Raw genomic sequence first — 19866 nt, forward strand, 5'->3', positions numbered from 1 at the left:
CATCTACGAGGCCTTCACGAGCCTCGCCGCCAGCCTCATCACTCTCAACCAGATCAGACGGTTCTGTTAGGCGCTCTAAGGCTCAGGCCGCCTCGGCGAGGGGCGCGGACGACGGCGCATCCATGGCGCGCAGGTACACGTCGAGGAGCGTCTCGTGCTCATCGCGTTCATCCTTGTCCTGCTTACGGATCTTCAGGATTTCTTTCAGGATTTTAACATCCAGGCCCTCGCCCTTGGCCTCGGCGAAGATCTCCTTCTTGGCCTCCATCAGATCTTTGATCTCTTCTTCGACCCGCTCGATCCGCTCGATGATGGAGCAGATGCGCTCGCCCGCGACGGCGACGGTGTCGGTGATCTCGATCTTATCGGCCATGTGCTGATCCCTACGATGAAGGGAGTGACCGTGGCGGCTCAGGGTTAGCAGGACGTAAATCGGCGACGGGGTGGCGACGATCACGTTCTTCGACGCGGTGAAGAACATCGGGCCTATATCTGACCGACCGGTCGTTTTTCGTTGTACGAAAATGGTGACTGCGAGATCGGGGACGCCCTCGTGATGATCTTCGAAGACGGCACGTCGGGCGTTTTTCGTAGTACGAAATTTAAGCGGAAGGTGTCCTTGTTATTGGTTATTATGGCAACAATGTAGACCAGTACCTTCTTGAGATTTAGATTTTTTTTACCCTAATCAAGTCGTGATGAAACACGGCTGGGGTCGTATGCGTAACACATACATGAATATCGAACGCACCCTACTGGTTGAGGCGATATCCGAAGACGACGACAGGCTCGTCCACATACCACAAGCCGAGTTCATGGCGGCTTGGCAGGCGCTAGTGGGAGAGCCGCCCGCCATGATGCTCGAAGACCGCTCCGAGATGATCCGCGTCCTGGTGGAGAGTGTGTCGATCGCGCCGGAAGCAGGGGGCGGCAAGTCCCCAGAGTGAGGCGCGAGCGGCGTCGCTCGCACCGATTTATGCACCAACTTGTAGAGCAAGGCTTGACTAAAGATCCGCCGAAGCTGGTGCGGTCTCGATCTCCCGCCGGTCAAATTTAATTTTCAATTTCAACTGGCAGGATAATGTCTGTGTCAACTGACCGCAGTTTCGATTTCTTAATTATTGCCGAATTTAATAACCGCAACCGACGCCAGAAAAATGAATGTTACAGGGTGGGTCCATGGAAGATAATACAAAATTCGAACACCATCACGAAATTGTCGCGTTAACCGCCGATATCGTGGCTGCATACATTTCGAACAATTCCGTGCCGGTCGCTGGGCTTCCGGGGCTCATTCACAGCGTGCAACGCATCGTTTCAGAGCTAACCTCTGGCGGCGTTCCAGATGCCGTCGTTCCAGATGTAGAGGTGAAAAGGCCGAGCGCGGCCCAAATCCGCAAATCGGTCCAGCACGACGGTATCGTCAGCTTCATCGACGGCAAGACCTACAAGACGCTCAAGCGCCACCTGACCGCGAATGGCTTTAACCCGCAGAGCTACTGCGAGCGCTATGGCTTACCTGCGGACTACCCGATGGTCGCTTCGAGCTATTCTGAGCGGCGCTCCGCCATCTCCAACTCGATCGGGCTCGGCCAGCCGGGTGTCATGGCCGGGCATGGTCGGAAGGCTCGCAAATCAGCCTGATCTGAACGGCTCGGCCCCGTCGCCCGATCTGATCACCGGCTGGCGGGAGAGCATCATAGCGAACCATCTGAGCCGGAACGAGCAAAGCCCGCCCTGGTCTCCCAGGAACGGGCTTGATGCGACTGCGTCGGCGAGGCCGCACCGTGTCATCAGGGGAGGCGGTGCTGCTCTGTCCGCGCTCGGCGCTTCCGCCGGTCGCTCAGAGCAACCTGCCGGATCGTGGTTAATGGATCGTTGTCGATGCGAGAGGGCGCGCTCGGCTGATGTCAGGACGGCGCCACATACTCATCAAGGCGGACTGCGTAGGTGCGGTTTTGACCGGATGCGGCCAAGCTGAGCGATTGACGCGCGCCTGGATTGCATTTCTGTGCGCAACTCAATCGTGCGTTATGTGGTTGAAGGGCGATCGTCGCTTCGGCCAACCCTGGCCGCATCACCTGAAAGCCGCTTTCCAATGACCGCCATCGTCAGTTCAACCAATGCGCCCAAACTGGCGACGGACGCTGATCGCACGATTGGCAGTCGTATCGCGGCGCTCCGTGCCGCACAGGGCTTGAGCCAGACGGTGTTGGGGCAGGCGATCGGCGTCAGCTTCCAGCAGGTGCAGAAGTACGAGAAGGGCCGCAATCGCGTCGGCGCCGGACGACTCCAGGCGATAGCCGATGTCCTGAAGGTGCCGGTCGAGACTTTCTTCGCCGGTCAGCCGGGATCGGCTGAGGCCGAGGTTGGAGCCCAGACATTCTTTAACGATCCGAAAGTCATGGACCTCGTCATGGCCTTCACAAGCATCTCCGACGAAAAGACGCGCGACAGCGTCCTGTCGATCGTGAAGGCGGCAGCCAGCCTGCGACAGGCGCCTGCCAAGAACTGACCGCGTCCGCCCTCGGTATTGGCGGTGATGACCCGCTCCGTGATCACGCTGTCGGGGACGGTCAGGCCGGTCGAGATCGAGGCGTTCGATCTGGCTCAGGCAGCCGCAGTCAGAGAGGCATGTCTGAAACCGGCGTTCCGGTCTCGGCCTCCCGTGACCCTCAGCTTGGGAGCAAATTTGTAGGACGATCACGTCAGATCCGGTTAGGCTGTACCAGATTGTGATGCCACACCATTCGCCACTCCGGAGGAATGGGCGCATCAACCAGATCTTGCACACGTCGCCCGGCGCTCCTGCGAGACCTGCTGAGGAGCCCAGCGGATGATCTTCGTGGCGAGCGCGACCGGAGGAGTGACCTACGTCAGCCCGGAATGGTGCGCCTTCACTGGACAGGCTGCCCCAGATGCCGCCGAACACGGCTGGTTCGAGTGTGTACACCCCGATGATCGCGAACCGGCGGTCACCTTTCTGCGCAGTGCCAGGGATCAGCAGAGCGAGTACAGCCTACGCCTGCGCTTGCGCCGAGCGGACCAGAGCTACGCCTGGGTGATGATCGGTGCTGTGCCCTCCTACGGGCCACCGGACCACACGTTCCTTGGCTATCTCGGCTCGCTGACAGAGATCACCGTCAGCGGCTCAGAACCGTTGACTGCCTACGGCACGCTCGCGCGCTTCGTACCACCGCCCATGAGCCCAACGACGCCACCGGGCTCGACGCTCGAACTCGTGGCCGATCATCTGCTGATGGCGCACTCGATCGTGGAACAGGATCATGCTCCAGAACTGTTGCCGGTTCTTCGGCAGGCGCTGACAGTGGCAGGCATACTACTGGCGCGGAACATGGGCTCATCGGAGCCGGGTGATCGGCTTCATTAAGTGACACGAGAAGGCGAACCGGGAGACGTCAGACTATTTCGGTCCGGTCTCGACCAGTCCCTGGACCGCTGTGATGAAGCGTCGGGCAGCGTCGTGATCAACTTCCCGCAAATACGCTCGTACGGCCGCAAGCACTTGCGCCTCGTGCTCGCGCTGGAGATGCCCGACCGCGTCGGCGTCGAAGCCGTAAAACGCCGTTACCGGGACGCCAAGCGCATCGCTGATCCGAGCCAGCGATCCTCGACTCTCACGTTCATCGTCGGGGTTCTTGAAATCGTCACGCATGGCATCTCGCTCGGCGTCTCGCCTCACGGATGCGGCGACGGATTTCTAGGGCAGGTATGCATAACACACCAAGCAGGCGCTGGGTTGCAGAACAAAGGGGAATGCAACCTAAGAGGTTGTTGACGCTTGTTTATGTTCGTTCGCTCGTGCCAAGGCGGCCACAACTCAACATCAAGTTTTGCGAGGCGCTATGCGCATCAACGCCATCGATGGGTTCAGCGAGGATATGGAGCGCCTCAGGGGCGCGCTGGAAGCCTCGTGTGTCGTCGGGACCTGGGATTGGGATCACACCCGTGGGGTCGTCAGCTACGACGCTGGTGCGGCCCGCCTTCTGACCGGTGATCCGGATCTGGCCGAGCGCGAGATCACGGGGATGTCCGGTGCTGCTGCCGTACATCCCGATGACCGCGAATGGCTGGCCGAGCACATGAGGAAGGCCGCTCGGGCTGGCGGCCTCGTGGTGTCCGAGTACCGGGTTGTTGCTCCTGACGGAGCAGTGAGTTGGCTGCTCAGCCGCGGCCGGACCTATCAGGATCATTTCGGCCGCCCGCTGCGATCCTGCGGGATCCTGATCGACATTACTGAGATGCGCGATGGCGGCGAACGGTACGTCATGGGAAGGTCATCGCAGGCCGATGATCCGCTCGACCGGGCCGCCGACCTCGCCATTGCGTTAAAGCAGATCCTCGGCGACGACGCTCCGGCGGAGGTGCGGGCCGCGACTGATGTACTCTTGTTCAGCCTCGGTCGAGCCATCGCTCAATCTTAAGGCCGTTGAGAACTCGCACCGCGAAAGTTTGGCCGATCAGCGCGGTCTTGCCCACCGCCCTCCTGCACCTTCCCGAGATGTTCTTCGTCGTGCCGCGCCGCTCACCACCATTCGTCGAAGAACATGTCGTCATGGTGCCGACGACGATCCGGCTCCCATCATCGACCAATATCTGACTGGCGGTCCCGCGGAAGCGTCGTCTTAGCCCATCCAGATGCGCCTTTCGGTGAAGTTCTTCGAGACGGATAATATTTCCGGAGGGCGGATCGCGGGTGGGTTGAAGATCAACGCGATGTTCTTCGAGATGTCGGAGACGGTGGTCGAATGCCATGCGCCGCCTGCTTGCCCTGAAGGGTGCGGTGCCGGACTACGACGGCCTGATTTTCCGCGCCGTGTTGGACTCGTTGTACTCCGAGATGCCGGAGCGGCTTAAGCGTGACCGATGGGGGCGAAGTTCGATTTTAAATCTTGGGCAGCGGTACTGGTCACCCATCGTCAAAGGCGGAAAGGCGTCTGCATTTGAAAATATGTCGCTGCTTGGCAACACCCAGCGCGCGTCTTGCAACGTCGATTGACCACCCTTTAATCCGGCGTCATTTACTAATCGACGGTTCCCTCGGGGATCAAAAGGGAACGCGGTGAGGATCAGTCCGTGAGGACCACTCCGATGCCGCGGCTGCCCCCGCAACTGTAAGCGGCGAGCCCAGCACCACCGCGTCACTGGATGAGCCTCATCCGGGAAGACGGTGCAAGGGCGGCGACCCGTGAGCCAGGAGACCTGCCGTCAGTCGTGGTCACACGCGAAACACATCGGGCGGGGTGTCCTGGTGGGTATCGAGACGGCCGTCCTGAAGCGGTCTTCTCGGACTTGTTCGCGGTGACGTGCCACTGCCGTCGCCCGAGGCTCCTGTGTCCCTTCGTTCAACGAACCGAACGCTCTCGACCTTGTCGGGGCTTGGCCTCGCCGCTTTGGCATCAGCGGCCGTAGCTCAAGGCAGATCCGCATCGAAAGCAGCCACCACTGAAGCGACGCTGGACGAGATCTCCGTCACCGCAGAGACTGCTGTTGCTGCGTCTCCACAGGCCGGTCCTTCGGCGAGCGCGGGCTACGTCGGTGGCACGACGGGTATCGGCGGGATCAGCAGACCGGTGGACTCCGCCAGTTCCGGCGTCATCAGCGGAGCGCAGCTTAACAGCCGCCCAGTAACGCGCCCCGGCGAGGTGCTGGAGTCGGTGCCCGGTCTGATCGTCACTCAGCATAGTGGGGAGGGGAAGGCCAACCAGTTCTTCCTGCGTGGGTTCAACCTGGACCACGGCACCGACATCGCCCTGTTCCTGGACGGCATGCCGCTCAACATGCGCACCCATGCCCACGGCCAGGGTTACGCCGACATCAACTTCCTGATCCCCGAACTTGTCGGCGCGGTCGAGTTCCACAAGGGGCCGTACTTCGTGCGCGACGGCGACTTCGCCTCGGCGGGCTCGGTCCGGATCGACTACCTCGACACGACAGCCAAGAACGTCGCGCTGACCTCGATCGGCAGTTTTGGCTATAAGCGTGCGCTGTCGATCACCACCGTGCCGCTGGGCGAGGGCAACCTCCTCTTTGCAGGCGAGGCGCAGGTCTACGACGGGCCGTGGGTTGTCCCCGACGCTTTGCGCAAGATCAACGGTGTCGCCCGTTACAGCCAGGGCACGGCGCTCGACGGCTTCTCCGTCACCGGCATGGCTTACGCGGCCCGCTGGACCGCCACCAACCAGATCCCCGAGCGCGCCGTCACGGAAGGGCTGATTAGCCGCTACGGCACGATCAACCCTACGGACGGCGGCGACACCTCGCGCTTCTCGCTCTCGGGCAAATTCAGCGCGACGGACGACACCGGCATCACGCGGGCCTCAGGCTACGTGATCCGGTCCCAGTTGAACCTGTTCAACGACTTCACCTACTTCCTCAACGACCCCGTCAATGGCGACCAGTTTCACCAGCTTGATCAGCGCATCATCGGCGGCGGCGAGGCCCTTCACATCTTCCAGGGCGACTGGTTCGGGCGGCCGATGGAGAACGAGATCGGCGTCCAAACCCGCACTGACTCGATCCGGGTCGGCCTCTTCAACACCACGAACCGGCAGTACCGCTCTGGCGTGCTCGACGATCGGGTGCTGGAAACAAGCGGAGCCTTCTACTTCGACAACCGACTGCGCTGGACCGACTGGCTACGCACCTCAATCGGCTTCCGCGCAGACGGTTACTACGCCAGCGTCGTCTCCGACACGCCCGCCAACTCGGGTCGGGCACGCGACAGCATCGTCAACCCAAAGCTCGGGCTGACCCTCGGGCCGTGGTTCGACACCGAACTTTACGTGAACTACGGCGGCGGCTTCCACTCGAACGACGTGCGCGGCGTGACCGCCACCATCGATCCGACGAGTTCGCTGTTCAACACCACCCGCTCACCATTCTTGGTGCCTTCGACCGGCTATGAGATCGGCCTGCGGAACCGCTCAATCGCCGGACTGGAGACCGCAGTAGCGCTGTTCCGACTCGACTTCGCCTCGGAGAACCTGTTTCAGGGCGATACCGGCACCACGGAGCCGAGCCGCCCGACCCGGCGGTTCGGCGTCGAGTGGACCAACCGCTATGCGGTGACACCTTGGCTGTCACTGGAAGGCGACTTGACGATCACCAACGCCCGGTTCTCTGACTACGACCCGGTCGGCAACCGAGTGCCGGAGGCGCCCACCACCATCGCGTCGGCGGGCGTCACCTTTGGCGAGCCGCTTGGCTGGTTCGGGTCGCTGAGGTTCCGCTATTTCGGCCCACGCCCCCTGATTGAAGATAATTCGATCCGGTCGCGGGAGACCGCGCTGTTCAACGGCCGGGTCGGCTACAACTTCGAAAACGGCTTGAGCGTCTCGCTCGACGTGCTGAACCTGACCAACAGCAAGTCCGATCAAATCACCTATGCCTACGTCTCGCGTCTACCGGGTGAGCCTGCCGAAGGGCTCATAGATCGCCATTTCCATCCTGTTGAACCGACCGCTGTTCGCCTTACGATCGCAGGACGGTTCTAACAGCGGATCAAATCAGACGACTTGCAACTCGTTCAGGTGCTCAAGGATCTGTCGGGACAGCGGGCGATCGTGCTGCCACCCGTACTGCCGAGCCATGTCGTGGGTCAGCCGTTCCCCCGGTGTCGCTTCGGCAGATATTCCCTCGGCTGAACCAGCGGCGAGCCGATCCCGCGTTCGACATCAGTCGTCATCGCATCGACGTTCGGCTCGAATTTTTCCGTGAGGACATCGGACGCCGGGGTAGCCATCCATGCCCCATAGGTCGGCGACGATCTCGTCCTTGGCGTTCGGCACGTTGACGACGGAGATATCGTCGTCCTACCGGGCGTACCGAGCGAAATCCGGGCCTTGAAGAGGGTTTCACCGGCTTCGGGGTCTTGGATGCCATCTTGGCTCAACATCCGCCCACGGCCCTGCGCGCGCATCTGCGGGCTGTTCTTCGGCGTGCGGATCTCGTCCATGTCTCCGAGGGGCTGGAAACGTCAGGAGGTCATGAGGCGGTGCTGGTTGAGGCGGGTTGGTCCACGAGCCCTAACTGCTGCGTCTCAGCCCTCGAAGACGAACAGCAGTCGAGAACGACAACCTCAATTCGCCCGAGTCACCTCGACGTGGTTGTCCGAGAACGATGGTGCGGGCGGGAAGTTGCCCTCCCGCTGCGGGGCGAAATCATCGGGCGTGCCGCCCCTCGAACGGACAAGTTGCTGGCAGGGATCGTATTTTCAAACCTGCGCAATTTTCTACCAGTATAAATGTACTATCTCGGATTGGTATTCAAAATTATCAGTCTAAGCAAAATACAGACTACGTATAGACTCTATTAATCGGCTAAACCTAAGATCGACATTCGAGTTCCACGCATCCATTTCTAAAATTCTGATCCGAGTAGTCATCAAGTCCGACGCGTCAAAATCTAATAATCGTCAAATCGGTCCCGAGGAACCCGAATGACCACAGCCAGCACTTACATTTTAGATCGCGCACAATCATATACCGTACCACAGGTGCAACTTGAACTTCCGTTACCGGGCCGGATTTTAATTGCGACAGGGGAGGAATTCGCTTGCTCGGCTCGCAGTGTGACAGTTGATTCCGCTGAAGTCTTGCTCGACATCGATATAAATATAGGTCAGATTGTCGTTTGTTATTTTGATCAGATTGGTCTTCTGCCTGGGAAAGTATCCGCGCGAACTCAGCACGGTTTTCTCGTCAATTTCTCGGTCAAGTTGAGCCGACGCGATCTAGTCGCAGCACAGTTGGAGAGACAGTCTCACCAAGCCGCCCAGACTGCTGAACTCCTCCGCGCGCGCCGCCTCGTCCCATTCCACCGCAGCGTCGAGGTCCGGCTTGGGGAACGTCTCGTCCTACGCGGATCAATCAACAATATCTCGATATCCGGTGCGGCGATCACACTGTCTGGCGCGGAGATCCCATTCACTGGGACGCGTGTGCGCGTCGGTGCTCGATACGCCGTGGTGGTGCGGCTGCTTCAGGCGGGCATCGCCGTTCAGTTCGAGCAGCCCTTCACACCGCATAACTTCGACGAGCGGGTGCGGCTATGAAGAGGTCGAACGATCTGCGGCGCTCATCAAGTTCTTATTGCGAACGCATCTCTTGTTGCAGCGACGTGTTCAGGACAGGGCAGTGATGGGACCGAATTTGCACAGCGCCCATGCGTCACCTACAATCAAGACGACCTTCGTCGTCGCCGTCAGCTTGGTCGTTCCATTCCTACTTCTGGTCGGGGGCATCACAGCGCAATGGGTCTCTTCAGAGCAGAAACGGTCACTCGCGACCACAACTTCCATCTCCATGAAGGCAACCGACGATCTCACTAGTTACCTTGAAGAGCAGATCAGCATCCTTCAAGCGCTGGCAAGTTCACCCGCCCTGGACCATGGCGACTTCGCGCGGTTTGAGGCCCAAGTCCGCGAGCTTCTGGATCAGGATGGGGTCGGTCTGATCCTGCTGGACAGAGCCGGGGCCGTTCGCGTTAACACGTCGGGGTTGATCGACCAAAGTGCGATCCAATCCCTCCGGCGGCAGGACGATCTCATCCGCGACCTTCGGCAACCAATGGTCTCGGACCTGATTGATCGGCAGGGCGGTAAGGTTCCACTGGTCGCGATTGGGGTGCCGGTCCTGCGAGATGGCGAGGTCCGCTACATCCTGAGTGCCTCGGTCCATCCGGTTGCGATCACCAACCGGCTCAAGCTCAGTGGTGTCGATGGGGATTACTTCGGATCGGTAATCGATCGCCAAGGTCGGGTTCTCGGCCGGTCAGCCAACAGCGCCCTGACGATCGGGCAGGTGCTGCGGGGCGTCACCGAACGGACGGGTGAGCGTGGCCTGTGGTTCGGCGAGAACATACAGGGCGAACCGATCCAGGTTCATTACCGGCGTCTTCCGGGCTCTGGTTGGCTGGTCAACGTCGGGATCACCTCGGCTGCGCTGAACGCTCCCCTGACCCGATCAATCTGGGTCATGGTCGGCCTTACCCTGGTGCTCGTGACCGGCGCCCTCGCCTTGACGTTGCCTGTGCTCCGGCGACTGCGTGCCGCCCGGCAGGCGACTGAAGACGCTCATCGCACCCTTGCCGAGCAGGACAAGCGGCACCGCACCCTCACCGAGATCCTGCCGCAGATGGTTTGGGTCTTCTCTCACGACACGGGGTCGGTCCTGTATGCCAACGAGAAGTTTCAACATTTTCACGGTCCCGACGCCCGGTCGTTAGATCGTGCTCGACGCTTCCACCCCGACGATGCACCGCGTCATCTCGCGAGCGTCCAGGCCGCGATTACCGCGCGGATCCCGTTCGCGGGCGAAGCCCGGCTACGTCGCCATGACGGTTCCTACCGGTGGCACAAGCTGATGGCCGTGCCGTTGGAGGCGAACGGGTCCTATCGGGAGTGGCTCGGCACCGCCCTCGACATCGAGGACATCGTCGTGTCTCGTTGCGAGCTTCAAGCCAAGACAGATTTGCTTCTCCTGGCTCAGGACGCGGCGGGCGCCGCGGTCTGGGATTGGGATGTGGCCAACGACCGGGTTCATCTCTCGCCGGGAAGCGCCCGGATGCACGGCGTTGCCTGCACCGACGAAGCAGGATCCGCGGTCCTGACCCGCGCGCAATGGGAAGCGTGTGTGTTCGCTGACGACCTCCCGCCATTGTGGGATGATGTGCGGCAAGCGATCGAGACATGCTCGACCTTCGTGTCCGAGTTCCGAACGCTGGATCCGTCCGGGCGGCTCCGTTGGATCCAGACGTTCGGGCGCGTCACGTTCGATACACAAACAAACGAACCGGTACGCTTCGTTGGCTTACATCTCGATGTATCAGCCCGTCGCGCGTCGGAGGAGGCCCTACGCGAGAGCGAGGCACAACTCCGGCGTAGCGAGGAGCGGCTGGCTCTCGCCCTAGACAGCGGCGAGGACGGCCTGTTCGACTGGGACCTCGCGACCGATGCGATCTGGGTGTCGCGAAGCTGGACCACCAAACTCGGGGGCGCCGAGGACGGACTGGCCGAGCGTGGCAGTGCCCTAATGGACACCGTCCACCCAGATGACCGGCAGGAGTTAGACGAGCACCTTCAGGCGCACCTTCTCGGCCACACGCCGACCTTTGAGGCCGAATATCGGCGCGTGCGGGCGGATGGCAGCCACCTATGGGTGCTCCATCGGGCGCGGGCGGTCAGCCGTGATGTGGATGGTCGGGCACTACGTCTCGTGGGGACGCTGATCGATATCTCACGCCGTAAAGTCGCCGAGATGCATGTCGCCCATATGGCCCATCACGATGCCCTGACCGACCTGCCGAACCGTTCCCTGTTCCGCGAGCGCCTCGACTGGGCCTTGAAGCAGGCAGCGCGTGTGCCCAACCGCTACGCGGTGCTCGCCTGCGACCTCGATCGGTTCAAGGCCGTCAACGACACGCTCGGGCATCTCGCGGGCGACAAGTTGCTGTGCATCGTCGCTGAACGCATCAATGCCGTCGTGCGAGTCCAGGATACCGTGGCGCGCCTGGGGGGCGACGAGTTCGCGGTGATCCTCGCCGACATCGACGGTGAGCCTGCGGTCCGCAGCGTGTGCGAGCGCATCATCGCCGCCATCGACGAGCCAATCCCGCTCGACGGCCTGTCGATCGACATCGCCGTGAGCATCGGCGTCGCACTCGTGTCTACCGACGTTGAGACGGCCGAGGATGTCTTCCGCCGGGCGGACATGGCCTTGTATCAGGCCAAAGCTGCGGGCCGGAACACCTACCGCCTGTACGAAGCCGAGGCTCAGGCCCGCACCGTCACGCGCAGCCTCCTCGCCATGGACATGAAGGAGGCGATCCGCCGGGGCGACTTCTTCCTGATGTACCAGCCGGTGGTGGACGTGATTACCGGCTCAACCGTCAGCTTCGAGGCGCTCATGCGCTGGCAGCATCCGGTCCATGGACTGATCTCGCCGAGCGATTTCATCCCGGTCGCGGAGGAGACCGGGATGATCGTTCCGCTCGGATCCTGGGCGCTGAAGGAGGCGTGCCGCGAGGCGATGTCGTGGCCCGACGCCCTGCGGGTCGGTGTAAACGTCTCGGCGGTCCAGTTCCGTGGAGGGCTGGAGGAGGCCGTTCTCACCGCGCTTGCCAGCACCGGCCTTCCGGCATGGCGCCTGAAGCTGGAGGTGACCGAGAGCGTCCTGTTGCAAGATGCGGAGGGGGCCTTGGCGTGTCTGCACCGCTTGCGTGCTCTCGGCGTCAAGATCGCCCTGGACGACTTCGGCACCGGTTATTCCAGCCTGAGCTATCTGCGCCGCTTCCCGTTCGACAAGCTCAAGATCGACCGGGCCTTCATCCGCGATATCGCCGATCCGGACGCGGCGGCGATCGTGCGGGCCGTCGTCGGCATCGGCGAGCGGCTTGGCATGGGTATCGTCGCGGAAGGCGTCGAGACCGAGGAGCAACTCGAACTAGTCCGCCACGAGGGCTGCACCGAGGTGCAAGGCTTCCTGTTCAGCAGGCCACTTCCGGCGTCCGAGGCTCGGGCCTTCATCGTGTCGTCACGCGCCAGAGCAGCGGCATGAGTGGTCTGATCTACCCGATGCCCGACGAACAGGACGCGGCGGAAGGATCCCATGCGGAAGGTCCGCTTTTCCTGGGACGGGTCATCGTCGAGGGAGGCTCGGAGCATGTCTGCCGGGCGCGGTTCAATGGTCTCGACGTAATCGCGATCGTTACCGGGGCGCCGGGGCAGATCCACGACTCTGTGGTTTGCTACTTCGACACGATCGGCGCATTGCCTGGACGGATCGCTGCGACGAACGCGGCGGGCTTCGACTTGCACCCGGTCCTGAGCGCTGAGCGCCGCATTCGCCTCACTGTCCGGCTGGCATGGCATACAGCGCAAAGTGCCCTGACGGTCGAACAACGTGGTGACCCTCGCATCATGCCGGATCATAGTGCAGTGACCGTGCTGCTTCCGGAAGGACCGATCCAACACGCTGTGATCCTCGACCTTTCGCGGACGGGGGCTAAGATCGAACTCTTCGAGGTGATGAAGATCGCGGTGGGCTCGGCGGTGACGGTCGGGAAGCGCTACGCCACGATCGTACGCGTCGAGGGCGCCGTGATCTCCGTGCAATTTAGATTGCCGTTCAGCGATCAGACCTTCAATTCGGGCGTTCTGCTCTGATGTGAGCCTATCTGTTGGCCATTCTTCGACATCTCGATCTCGCCCATGTCCGCGAGAAGATCGAGACGACTTCGTGCGGTCGGGAGGTCGTGGGCGAACCCGTCGAGGCGCACCATCGCCCGGTGTGTCGCGGCTGCCATGCCGTAAAGCGACCGTCACCCGGTCCTACTCGCTCATGAGCCCCAACTGGCGCGCCTCGTCGAGGAGTTCGGTGCCGGTCATTACCTCACCGTTCACCCGCCATAGCGTGGGATCCTCGTCGAAGCGCTCGACCATGAAGTCGGCCGCAACGAGAACCTCCACGGCCTTGAGAGTAGGGTCGCCTTCGATCATGCCGCGAGGCTACCTCGATCACGGGAGGCGCGCGATCCCTTCTCCTCATCGACCAATCTCTGACTGGCGGTCCCGCAGCAGCGTCGGCGTAGCCCTTCGAGATGCGCTTCTCGGAGACGGTCTTCGAGACGACAACGAACGCGGTCTTCTCGGTCGTAGCGTCGGTCTTTGGGTGGTCCTCTACGTACCAATCAGTCACGACGATCTCGTCCTGACCGTTCGACAGGTCGAACACGACGGCGCGATCTTCGTCCCACCAGCCGTATCAAGCGATTTCCGAGGCGTGGAGGGGGCTACGCGCGTTTTAGGCAATTGAGAGCCAATTCAGCGCCACGGCCGTCCACGGGCTTCTCAGGCTCATAATTCGAAAGTGGTCGGCGGAAGTTCACGCATCATAAGGCACACAACGGGTGTCCGCTGGATCCGAGGCGGTACTCCGGCACGCCATAAGGGCACCCGCAATCGTTGACTTGAAGTTCCGGCTCGGCCCAGTTGCCCGATCTGATCACTGTCCGATGGGGAGGCCATCTATCTCACCGCCCTCCCAACCTGTTTCGGGGGGGCGCGCAAGCTGCGCCAACCACACCGACCATTCAGGGTAGGGGCGGGGCTTCTTCGGTCGTCACATGAAACCCGGTGAGATTGTTCGCTCCGAAAGTGAGCGTCAGCGGCACATCTGCGGCATCTCGACCGTAGGAGATGAGGATGCGGCCAATCCGCGAACTGTTGTTGCGTGGATCGAAGGTGTGCCAGCGACCTCCAAGATAAACTTCCATCCACGCAGCAAAATCACCCGGTGCGTGCGGCAGAGGCAAGCCGATGTCGCTGACATAGCCGTTACAGTAGCGAGTCGGGATATTGAGGCAGCGGCAAAACGTAATCGCCAGATGCGCATAGTCGCGGCAGACGCCCCGCTGTTCTTCGAATACGTCGAAGGCTGTCCGAGTAGCTCGGGCATGCTCATACCCAAAGGCGATGCGATCATGCACGTAGTCGCAGATCGCCTGCACGCGGCCCCAGCCCGGCGGGATATGGCCAAACAAATTCCAGGCGATGGACGACAGGCGGTCGGTTTCACAATATCGGCTGCCGAGGAGAAACAGCACTGTGTCAGAAGGCAGTTTCTCGACCGCGATCTCTTGGGCGTCAGCCTCCTGCGTATCGCCGCTGCCGTGATCCCGCACGATCGTATCGGTTTTCAGTGTAAACCGGCCAGATGGCGCAACCATACGATTACACCAGTTCCCGAAGCTGTCGCGGTAACCATCCACGGGGACTGCCGGTGTCGTGATGAGATAGTCGGGCCGTTCGAGATCGGAGAAGCGCGACGCGTGTACATTGAGCGTCGCAATGACGGGTGTGGGGTGTGGGAATTCGTAGGTCATCTCGCAGCCGACGAGGATACGCATAGGCTCAGTCCTAAAAAGAGGCGCCGAGATCAGCGCTGGCCCCACAAGCTTCGGACCGTATCACGATGTGAGGTCGGCAGCCCGCAGGGCCTGCGTCAGGGCGTGACCGGATCTTTGACGGGCACGTCGCTCGGAGCGACATCACCTACATCGCGGTCGGGCTGTGCCTGATTGGAGGAACGGCGGGACGTGATGCGGGCGGCTCTGGCAAGAGTGCGGCAGATGCCGTGAACTTCTTCCCTGTTGCGGAGGTGGCCGGATAACCACGGTTGCGGGCGGGCTGACGATCCACTTCGGCGCCGTCGTCTGCCTTGATGGGTCTGGTTCCGGGAGCGTTTGGTGCATCGCATAGGCAACGTCAGGGCCGAACCGAACCAGCACGATCAGGGCTGTGCGCATGGTGGGGAACGTCTGAGGATGGTGAGACCTCCCACCAAGGCTTCCAATCGATCGGTGCTCAGCGCTTGAGAGGGGCCGGTTTCTGTTCGTCCGGCATCACCTTCTGCACATGGTGATGGACGATCTGAGCGCTGAATGGCTTGTCGATGAACCGCGCCCCTTCCGGCATGTCTCCCGGACCCGGGCGGGATTGGCCCGATGCGACCACGATGGAGATGTGTGGGTATGCCTCGGCCGTCTCACGCGCGAGGGTGAAGCCATCCCGAGACCCTGGCATGAGTACGTCGGTGAAAAGGAGAACGACCTCCTGCTGGTGCTGTCGCAACAACTCGTGCGCCTGATCACCCGTCGAAGCTTCAAGGGTCCGGAACCCTGCCTGCTCCAGGATATCGACCGCATCCATGCGGATCAGCCCCTCATCATCGACGATCAAGGCGTAAGGCGCGGCGGGCGTCACGTTTTCCATCAGCCCTAAGTTCGATCGCGACGAAGAGGTCCGAGGGCTTCTACGCGTGCGATCACGTACCGGCCCTCAGGCTCGCCAGCCGTGAGGACCTGGAGCACGTCCGGCGGGCTGATCGAGTGTAGCGGCAGTTGGAGCGCCGAGAGGGTCGGATAGCGGATCACGTCACGCTCATGTTCGATCCCCGGACGAGAGCGAGATGTGGTCCAAAGATCGAAGACGAATTTGAGATCGATGTGCTCGGATATTTTGGCTCAAACTCTTGCAAAATAAAGGATTTCATTTGTGCTAGAACAATGCGATCTTTTGAGACCGCATCTCGGTGGCATGTCGAAGAAGTCGTCATGATGCAGAAGCTCAGTCGAACTTATCGGCCCTGCCGCCTCCAGCACCACGTCGCCATCGCGACCCTCCAAGCACTAGCCGAAGGTGCTCGCGACCTAATGTTCTTCGCCATGGTCGAGCTACCCTATCAGCCCTGCATGGTATGCTGAAGGGCATGGAGCCATCGGCGTGGCGGACGACATATCGGAGAGGTGCGAAGCTCAGGAGCTAATACGCGCATCATATGTTACAGCGACACGCACGTCCCCAGGAGACCTGATTTCGGAGATCACCGATGCCATTACCGCTTCAGTCCGCCCTCGCTGCCTCAGGTTACGTCGGCACATGGGAGACGGACATCGACGCTCAAACGGTCGAATTTACAGGTGCGCTCCCCCGTCTTTTGGCTCTTAACGAGGAACAGGTCTTCGCCGGAGTCCCCATCTCAGCCTTCCTGGAGGGCGTGCATCCTGAGGATCGAGAGCGCGTCGCTCAACTCGTGCACGAAGCGCACAATACTGTGGGCCGCTTCGAGGCTGAGTTCCGGTCGTGCGACAAGGCAGGAGCTACACACTGGATTGCTGCGCGGGGTCGAGTCGAAGCAGGCCGGGGCGGCCGAGGACCTCGCTGCATCGGCCTTGCCGCAGACATCACCGAGAGTCGCCAAGCCGACCCAACGTCTGCGGATCAAGCAGCGCAGGCCATTGAGCGGATCGCAGATGCTTTGATCGCGGTACGGCCCTTGGCGGAAGGGTTAGACTCGCCGACCTTGAAGACGCTGATCGACGCCACGCTCTTCGAACTTGGGCGTCTCCTCGCCAAACGGGTCGGCGGTCCTGTTCCCGAAGACACTCATTGAAGACTACGGCTCAGGAAGTCGGCTGCTGCCGGGCTGCGACGGAGCGGACGAAGTCCAGGCAGATTTGCCGCTCTTCAGCGTCGGCGATCGTCTCGAAGGAGCGAACCAGTTCCGCCGCCTGCTGAGCACGCTGCGGTCCGAGATCATTGCCGTAGTAAAGCGCTGATGCGCTCGTGCCGAGCGACGTGGCGAAGTTCTTTGAGGCGGACAATATCTCCGGAGGGCGGATCGCGGGTGGGACGAAGATCACGGTGATGTTCTTCGAGATGATGGTTGTCCCGGCGGCGCCGTCGCCGACAGGTCGATCTTGATCTCGGAGACGATGGCGAGACGCCATGCGCCGCCTGCTCGCCAAAAAGGATGCGACGCCGGACTGCGACGGCTCGATCTCCGGCGCCGTGGTTGAGGCGCTCTCTTCCGACGTGGTAGATGACCTTCAACGCCATACCATGGTGGCAACCGGATCTCGGCCCACCGTCCCAAAGCGGACATGCGGTCTCGGACCAAGGCCGAGTACGCTGAGGATAGACGGCGCGGCGGTGCAGCTATTCGGCCCTGAGGAGATCGAGCTTGATCTGCGGGCTCGAAGCGCGACTGATCTCGATGGTCACTGTGCCAACATCGAGAGCGATGGTGCAACTTAGGCGACGCACGCGGTCCTTACCCGGAACTCATGCCCAGGCGGAGAGGCCCTCTCCGATCAGCCCCACATCCGAAGCGGCGTGCTGCATGCTCCCTGAGATCTCTCGCGTCGCCGCCCGCTGCTCCTCGACCGAAGCCGTGGCCGCGGTGACGAACGCCTGTACCGCCGCCACGCCTGAGCCGATCGACAGCAGCGCCTGCCCGACTTCCTTCGAAACTGTCTGCATGCCCGCGATCTCGCCCGAGATCCGGCCCGTGGCCGCCTGAGCCTGCGTGGCGAGGCTCTTCACCTCGCTCGCCACAACCGCGAAGCCCTTGCCCGCCGATCCAGCCCGCGCCGCCTCGATCGATGCGTTCAGTGCCAGCAGGTTGATCTGCTCGGCAATCCGAGACACCGCCTGCACCACTCCATCCATCGACCCTGCCGCTGTCCGCAGCCGCGCCTGCGCGTCGTCGGCGCTCTGCGCCTGTGCGTGGATCTGATCGACCGCCGCCTTCGAGCGCGCCATCGTCTCGGCGATGCTGGTGATCGAGCCGCTCATCTCCTCCGCCGCCGCCGCCACCGCCTGCACGTTGCCGAGCGTCTCCTGCGTCGCCGACACCGCGCGGGCGCGCGCCTGCATGTTCCGCGTCACGTCGGTGGCGTACTTCACGATCTTGTACGGCTTGCCGTTCAGGTCGAGGATCGGATTATAGCTCGCCTGGATCGACACGCGGCGCCCACCACGCCCGACCCGCTCGAAGATCGCCGTGATGATCTCGCCCGCGCGCAGACGCTGCCAGAACTCCTGGTACTCGCGGCTCTGGGCGAATGCAGGCTCGACGAACATGCTGTGGTGCTGGCCACGGATCTCGTCCAGGCCGTAGCCCACCGCCTCGCAGAACTTCGCGTTCGCGTCGAGAACCTGACCGTCGAGGTCGAACTGGATCACCGCCTGGGCACGGCTGATCGCGTCGGACTGCCCTTGAATCTCCGCTGCCGCGAGCTTTTGAGCGGTCACATCGGAGGCGTACTTCACGACTTTGAACGGTCGCCCATTCATGTCGAAGATCGGATTGTAGCTCGCCTGGATCCAGACCTCTCGACCGTCACGGGCGAGGCGCTTGAACTCCCCTTGCTGATATGTGCCCACCCGCAGCGCCTGCCAGAACGCCTCGTAGTCGGCGGAGTTCGCCGTCTCCGCCGCAACGAACATGCGATGGTGTCGGCCCCGCACCTCGTCGAGGTGGTAGCTCATGGCGCTTAGGAAGGCGGGGTTGGCGTCGATGACGGTGCCGTCCATGGCGAAGTGGATGACGGCCTGCGACTTGTTGATGGCGGCGATCTCTCCCTCGAACGCGGCGTTGCGCAGCTTCTGGGCGGTCACGTCGCTGGCGATCTTCACGACACTGACGAGGCGTCCGCGCCGATTTCGGATCGGGTTGTACGATGCCTGGATCCAGACCTCTCGTCCATCGCGGGCGATGCGCCTGTACTCGGCGCTCTGGAACTGCCCATCCCGTAAGGTTTGCCAGAACTGGCGGTAAGCTTCCGTCGTCGCTTCTTGCTGCTCGACGAAGATGCTGTGGTGCTGGCCTCGGATCTCCGCCGCCTCGTAGCCCATGAGGGTGAGGAAGTTCTGGTTGGCGCCGAGGATGGTGCCGTCCATCGCGAACTCGATGGTGGCCAGGGCCTGATCCAGCGCGCGGAACTTGTCATCGTTCGTGCTTGCAGCAGGCGAGCCGCCACCGATGGCTCTGCTTTGGCGACCAAACATTTCTCGATGCTCCTGCAACGAGAGGAGCGTAGGGCGAATGTGATTAATTAAATCAGAAGTTGTGGATCGGCGCTCGCGCGATGGGCCGATGGGGGAGTGGGCGGCGAACACGATCCCCATTCAGCAGTTTGCCGCCTTGAAAGGCCAAGCTGGAAATGCAGCTAGGGGTTGTGCAGATGGATTGGAGGTAAGGGTGCAAGCGTCTGAGTGCTGCATCATTCGCGTCGCCATCGCGGCGAGTCTTGGCTTTCTCATCGCGATCAGCCTGATGTGGGAGCACAGCGTGTTGGCTGCCCTGCTCATCAGCCCCCTGTTCGGGAGTGCCGCGGCTATCGCAGCGATGACGCTATTCTGGTTCGTCAGCTTGTTTGTCTCATGCGAGCCCATTGCGGTACAAACGACGCTCTCAGACCGAAAGTAAGCTTGGCCCTGACGGCTCGGTCTTCATCATCAGTCAGCCGCGCCCGGAGGCACTATGCGGCCGAGAGAAGCGG

Annotated in this window: 21 protein-coding genes and 1 riboswitch; of the genes, 12 read left to right on the forward strand and 9 right to left on the reverse strand. The window is 61.7% G+C overall.

What is annotated here, in order from left to right; translation table 11 throughout:
* Positions 1-82 precede the first annotated feature (82 nt).
* The gene (locus AC0IY0_RS13775) at positions 83-373 is read right to left on the reverse strand and encodes a DUF2312 domain-containing protein (RefSeq protein ID WP_147939597.1); all 291 of its coding nucleotides are present in this window, start codon (positions 371-373) and stop codon (positions 83-85) included.
* Between the two features lie 361 nt (positions 374-734).
* On the opposite strand from AC0IY0_RS13775, the gene AC0IY0_RS13780 reads away from it, so the two are divergent.
* The 4 genes from AC0IY0_RS13780 to AC0IY0_RS13795 all read left to right on the forward strand — a co-directional run bounded on the left by AC0IY0_RS13780 (position 735) and on the right by AC0IY0_RS13795 (position 3391).
* On the forward strand, positions 735-947 hold the full coding sequence (locus AC0IY0_RS13780; RefSeq protein WP_471764109.1) for a hypothetical protein: 213 nt from the start codon (positions 735-737) through the stop codon (positions 945-947).
* Positions 948-1179: 232 nt separating this feature from the next.
* Positions 1180-1644, forward strand: coding sequence for a Ros/MucR family transcriptional regulator (locus AC0IY0_RS13785; protein ID WP_471764110.1), 465 nt, complete (start codon positions 1180-1182; stop codon positions 1642-1644).
* Positions 1645-2098: 454 nt separating this feature from the next.
* Positions 2099-2515 (forward strand): helix-turn-helix domain-containing protein, encoded by a 417-nt coding sequence (locus AC0IY0_RS13790; RefSeq protein WP_471764315.1) that lies wholly within the window; start codon positions 2099-2101, stop codon positions 2513-2515.
* 321 nt (positions 2516-2836) lie between these two features.
* Entirely contained in the window at positions 2837-3391 is a 555-nt protein-coding gene (locus AC0IY0_RS13795; RefSeq protein WP_471764111.1) for a PAS domain-containing protein, read from the forward strand.
* A gap of 33 nt (positions 3392-3424) precedes the next feature.
* Here the strand turns inward: AC0IY0_RS13795 and AC0IY0_RS13800 are convergent, their stop codons facing one another.
* Entirely contained in the window at positions 3425-3676 is a 252-nt protein-coding gene (locus AC0IY0_RS13800; protein WP_471764112.1) for a hypothetical protein, read from the reverse strand.
* 190 nt (positions 3677-3866) lie between these two features.
* On the opposite strand from AC0IY0_RS13800, the gene AC0IY0_RS13805 reads away from it, so the two are divergent.
* Entirely contained in the window at positions 3867-4445 is a 579-nt protein-coding gene (locus AC0IY0_RS13805; RefSeq protein ID WP_471764113.1) for a PAS domain-containing protein, read from the forward strand.
* Here the strand turns inward: AC0IY0_RS13805 and AC0IY0_RS13810 are convergent.
* Entirely contained in the window at positions 4414-4776 is a 363-nt protein-coding gene (locus AC0IY0_RS13810; protein WP_471764114.1) for a hypothetical protein, read from the reverse strand. The two genes, AC0IY0_RS13805 and AC0IY0_RS13810, sit on opposite strands and share 32 nt — an antisense overlap.
* Between AC0IY0_RS13810 and AC0IY0_RS13815 the strand changes: the two genes are divergently transcribed.
* Positions 4775-5020: a hypothetical protein gene (locus tag AC0IY0_RS13815; RefSeq protein WP_471764116.1), complete on the forward strand. Its 246-nt coding sequence runs from the start codon at positions 4775-4777 to the stop codon at positions 5018-5020. The genes AC0IY0_RS13810 and AC0IY0_RS13815 overlap by 2 nt on opposite strands.
* A gap of 16 nt (positions 5021-5036) precedes the next feature.
* Positions 5037-5245: riboswitch (cobalamin riboswitch) on the forward strand.
* Between the two features lie 145 nt (positions 5246-5390).
* Entirely contained in the window at positions 5391-7517 is a 2127-nt protein-coding gene (locus tag AC0IY0_RS13820; protein ID WP_471764317.1) for a TonB-dependent receptor, read from the forward strand.
* A 104-nt stretch (positions 7518-7621) separates the two neighbouring features.
* Here the strand turns inward: AC0IY0_RS13820 and AC0IY0_RS13825 are convergent, their stop codons facing one another.
* Positions 7622-7978 carry a hypothetical protein gene (locus AC0IY0_RS13825; protein ID WP_471764117.1) on the reverse strand — a complete coding sequence of 119 codons (357 nt, stop codon included), beginning with the start codon at positions 7976-7978 and terminating at the stop codon, positions 7622-7624.
* A 483-nt stretch (positions 7979-8461) separates the two neighbouring features.
* On the opposite strand from AC0IY0_RS13825, the gene AC0IY0_RS13830 reads away from it, so the two are divergent.
* The 3 genes from AC0IY0_RS13830 (at position 8462) to AC0IY0_RS13840 (ending at position 13186) form a co-directional block, all read left to right on the forward strand.
* Positions 8462-9076, forward strand: coding sequence for a PilZ domain-containing protein (locus AC0IY0_RS13830; RefSeq protein WP_471764119.1), 615 nt, complete (start codon positions 8462-8464; stop codon positions 9074-9076).
* A gap of 250 nt (positions 9077-9326) precedes the next feature.
* Positions 9327-12578: a bifunctional diguanylate cyclase/phosphodiesterase gene (locus AC0IY0_RS13835; RefSeq protein WP_471764121.1), complete on the forward strand. Its 3252-nt coding sequence runs from the start codon at positions 9327-9329 to the stop codon at positions 12576-12578.
* The gene (locus AC0IY0_RS13840; RefSeq protein ID WP_471764122.1) at positions 12575-13186 is read left to right on the forward strand and encodes a PilZ domain-containing protein; all 612 of its coding nucleotides are present in this window, start codon (positions 12575-12577) and stop codon (positions 13184-13186) included. Before AC0IY0_RS13835 ends, AC0IY0_RS13840 begins: the two co-directional genes overlap by 4 nt.
* Positions 13187-13351: 165 nt before the next feature.
* On the opposite strand, the gene AC0IY0_RS13845 is transcribed toward AC0IY0_RS13840, so the two are convergent.
* From AC0IY0_RS13845 to AC0IY0_RS13855, 3 genes are all read right to left on the reverse strand, one after another.
* The gene (locus tag AC0IY0_RS13845; RefSeq protein ID WP_471764124.1) at positions 13352-13519 is read right to left on the reverse strand and encodes a hypothetical protein; all 168 of its coding nucleotides are present in this window, start codon (positions 13517-13519) and stop codon (positions 13352-13354) included.
* Positions 13520-14112: 593 nt separating this feature from the next.
* On the reverse strand, positions 14113-14928 hold the full coding sequence (locus tag AC0IY0_RS13850; protein ID WP_471764127.1) for a transglutaminase-like domain-containing protein: 816 nt from the start codon (positions 14926-14928) through the stop codon (positions 14113-14115).
* A 457-nt stretch (positions 14929-15385) separates the two neighbouring features.
* Positions 15386-15793, reverse strand: a complete 408-nt coding sequence (locus tag AC0IY0_RS13855) for a response regulator (protein ID WP_471764129.1) — start codon at positions 15791-15793, stop codon at positions 15386-15388.
* A 616-nt stretch (positions 15794-16409) separates the two neighbouring features.
* On the opposite strand from AC0IY0_RS13855, the gene AC0IY0_RS13860 reads away from it, so the two are divergent.
* Entirely contained in the window at positions 16410-16973 is a 564-nt protein-coding gene (locus AC0IY0_RS13860) for a PAS domain-containing protein (RefSeq protein WP_471764130.1), read from the forward strand.
* A gap of 10 nt (positions 16974-16983) precedes the next feature.
* Here the strand turns inward: AC0IY0_RS13860 and AC0IY0_RS13865 are convergent, their stop codons facing one another.
* On the reverse strand, positions 16984-17310 hold the full coding sequence (locus AC0IY0_RS13865; protein WP_471764132.1) for a hypothetical protein: 327 nt from the start codon (positions 17308-17310) through the stop codon (positions 16984-16986).
* Here AC0IY0_RS13865 and AC0IY0_RS13870 point away from each other — a divergent pair.
* Positions 17309-17617 carry a hypothetical protein gene (locus AC0IY0_RS13870; RefSeq protein WP_471764134.1) on the forward strand — a complete coding sequence of 103 codons (309 nt, stop codon included), beginning with the start codon at positions 17309-17311 and terminating at the stop codon, positions 17615-17617. The genes AC0IY0_RS13865 and AC0IY0_RS13870 overlap by 2 nt on opposite strands.
* 27 nt (positions 17618-17644) lie before the next feature.
* Here AC0IY0_RS13870 and AC0IY0_RS13875 read toward each other — a convergent pair whose 3' ends face one another.
* Positions 17645-19492, reverse strand: a complete 1848-nt coding sequence (locus tag AC0IY0_RS13875) for a methyl-accepting chemotaxis protein (protein WP_471764137.1) — start codon at positions 19490-19492, stop codon at positions 17645-17647.
* Between the last annotated feature and the right edge of the window lie 374 nt (positions 19493-19866).

The sequence above is a fragment of the Methylobacterium sp. AC315 genome, assembly GCF_979253755.1.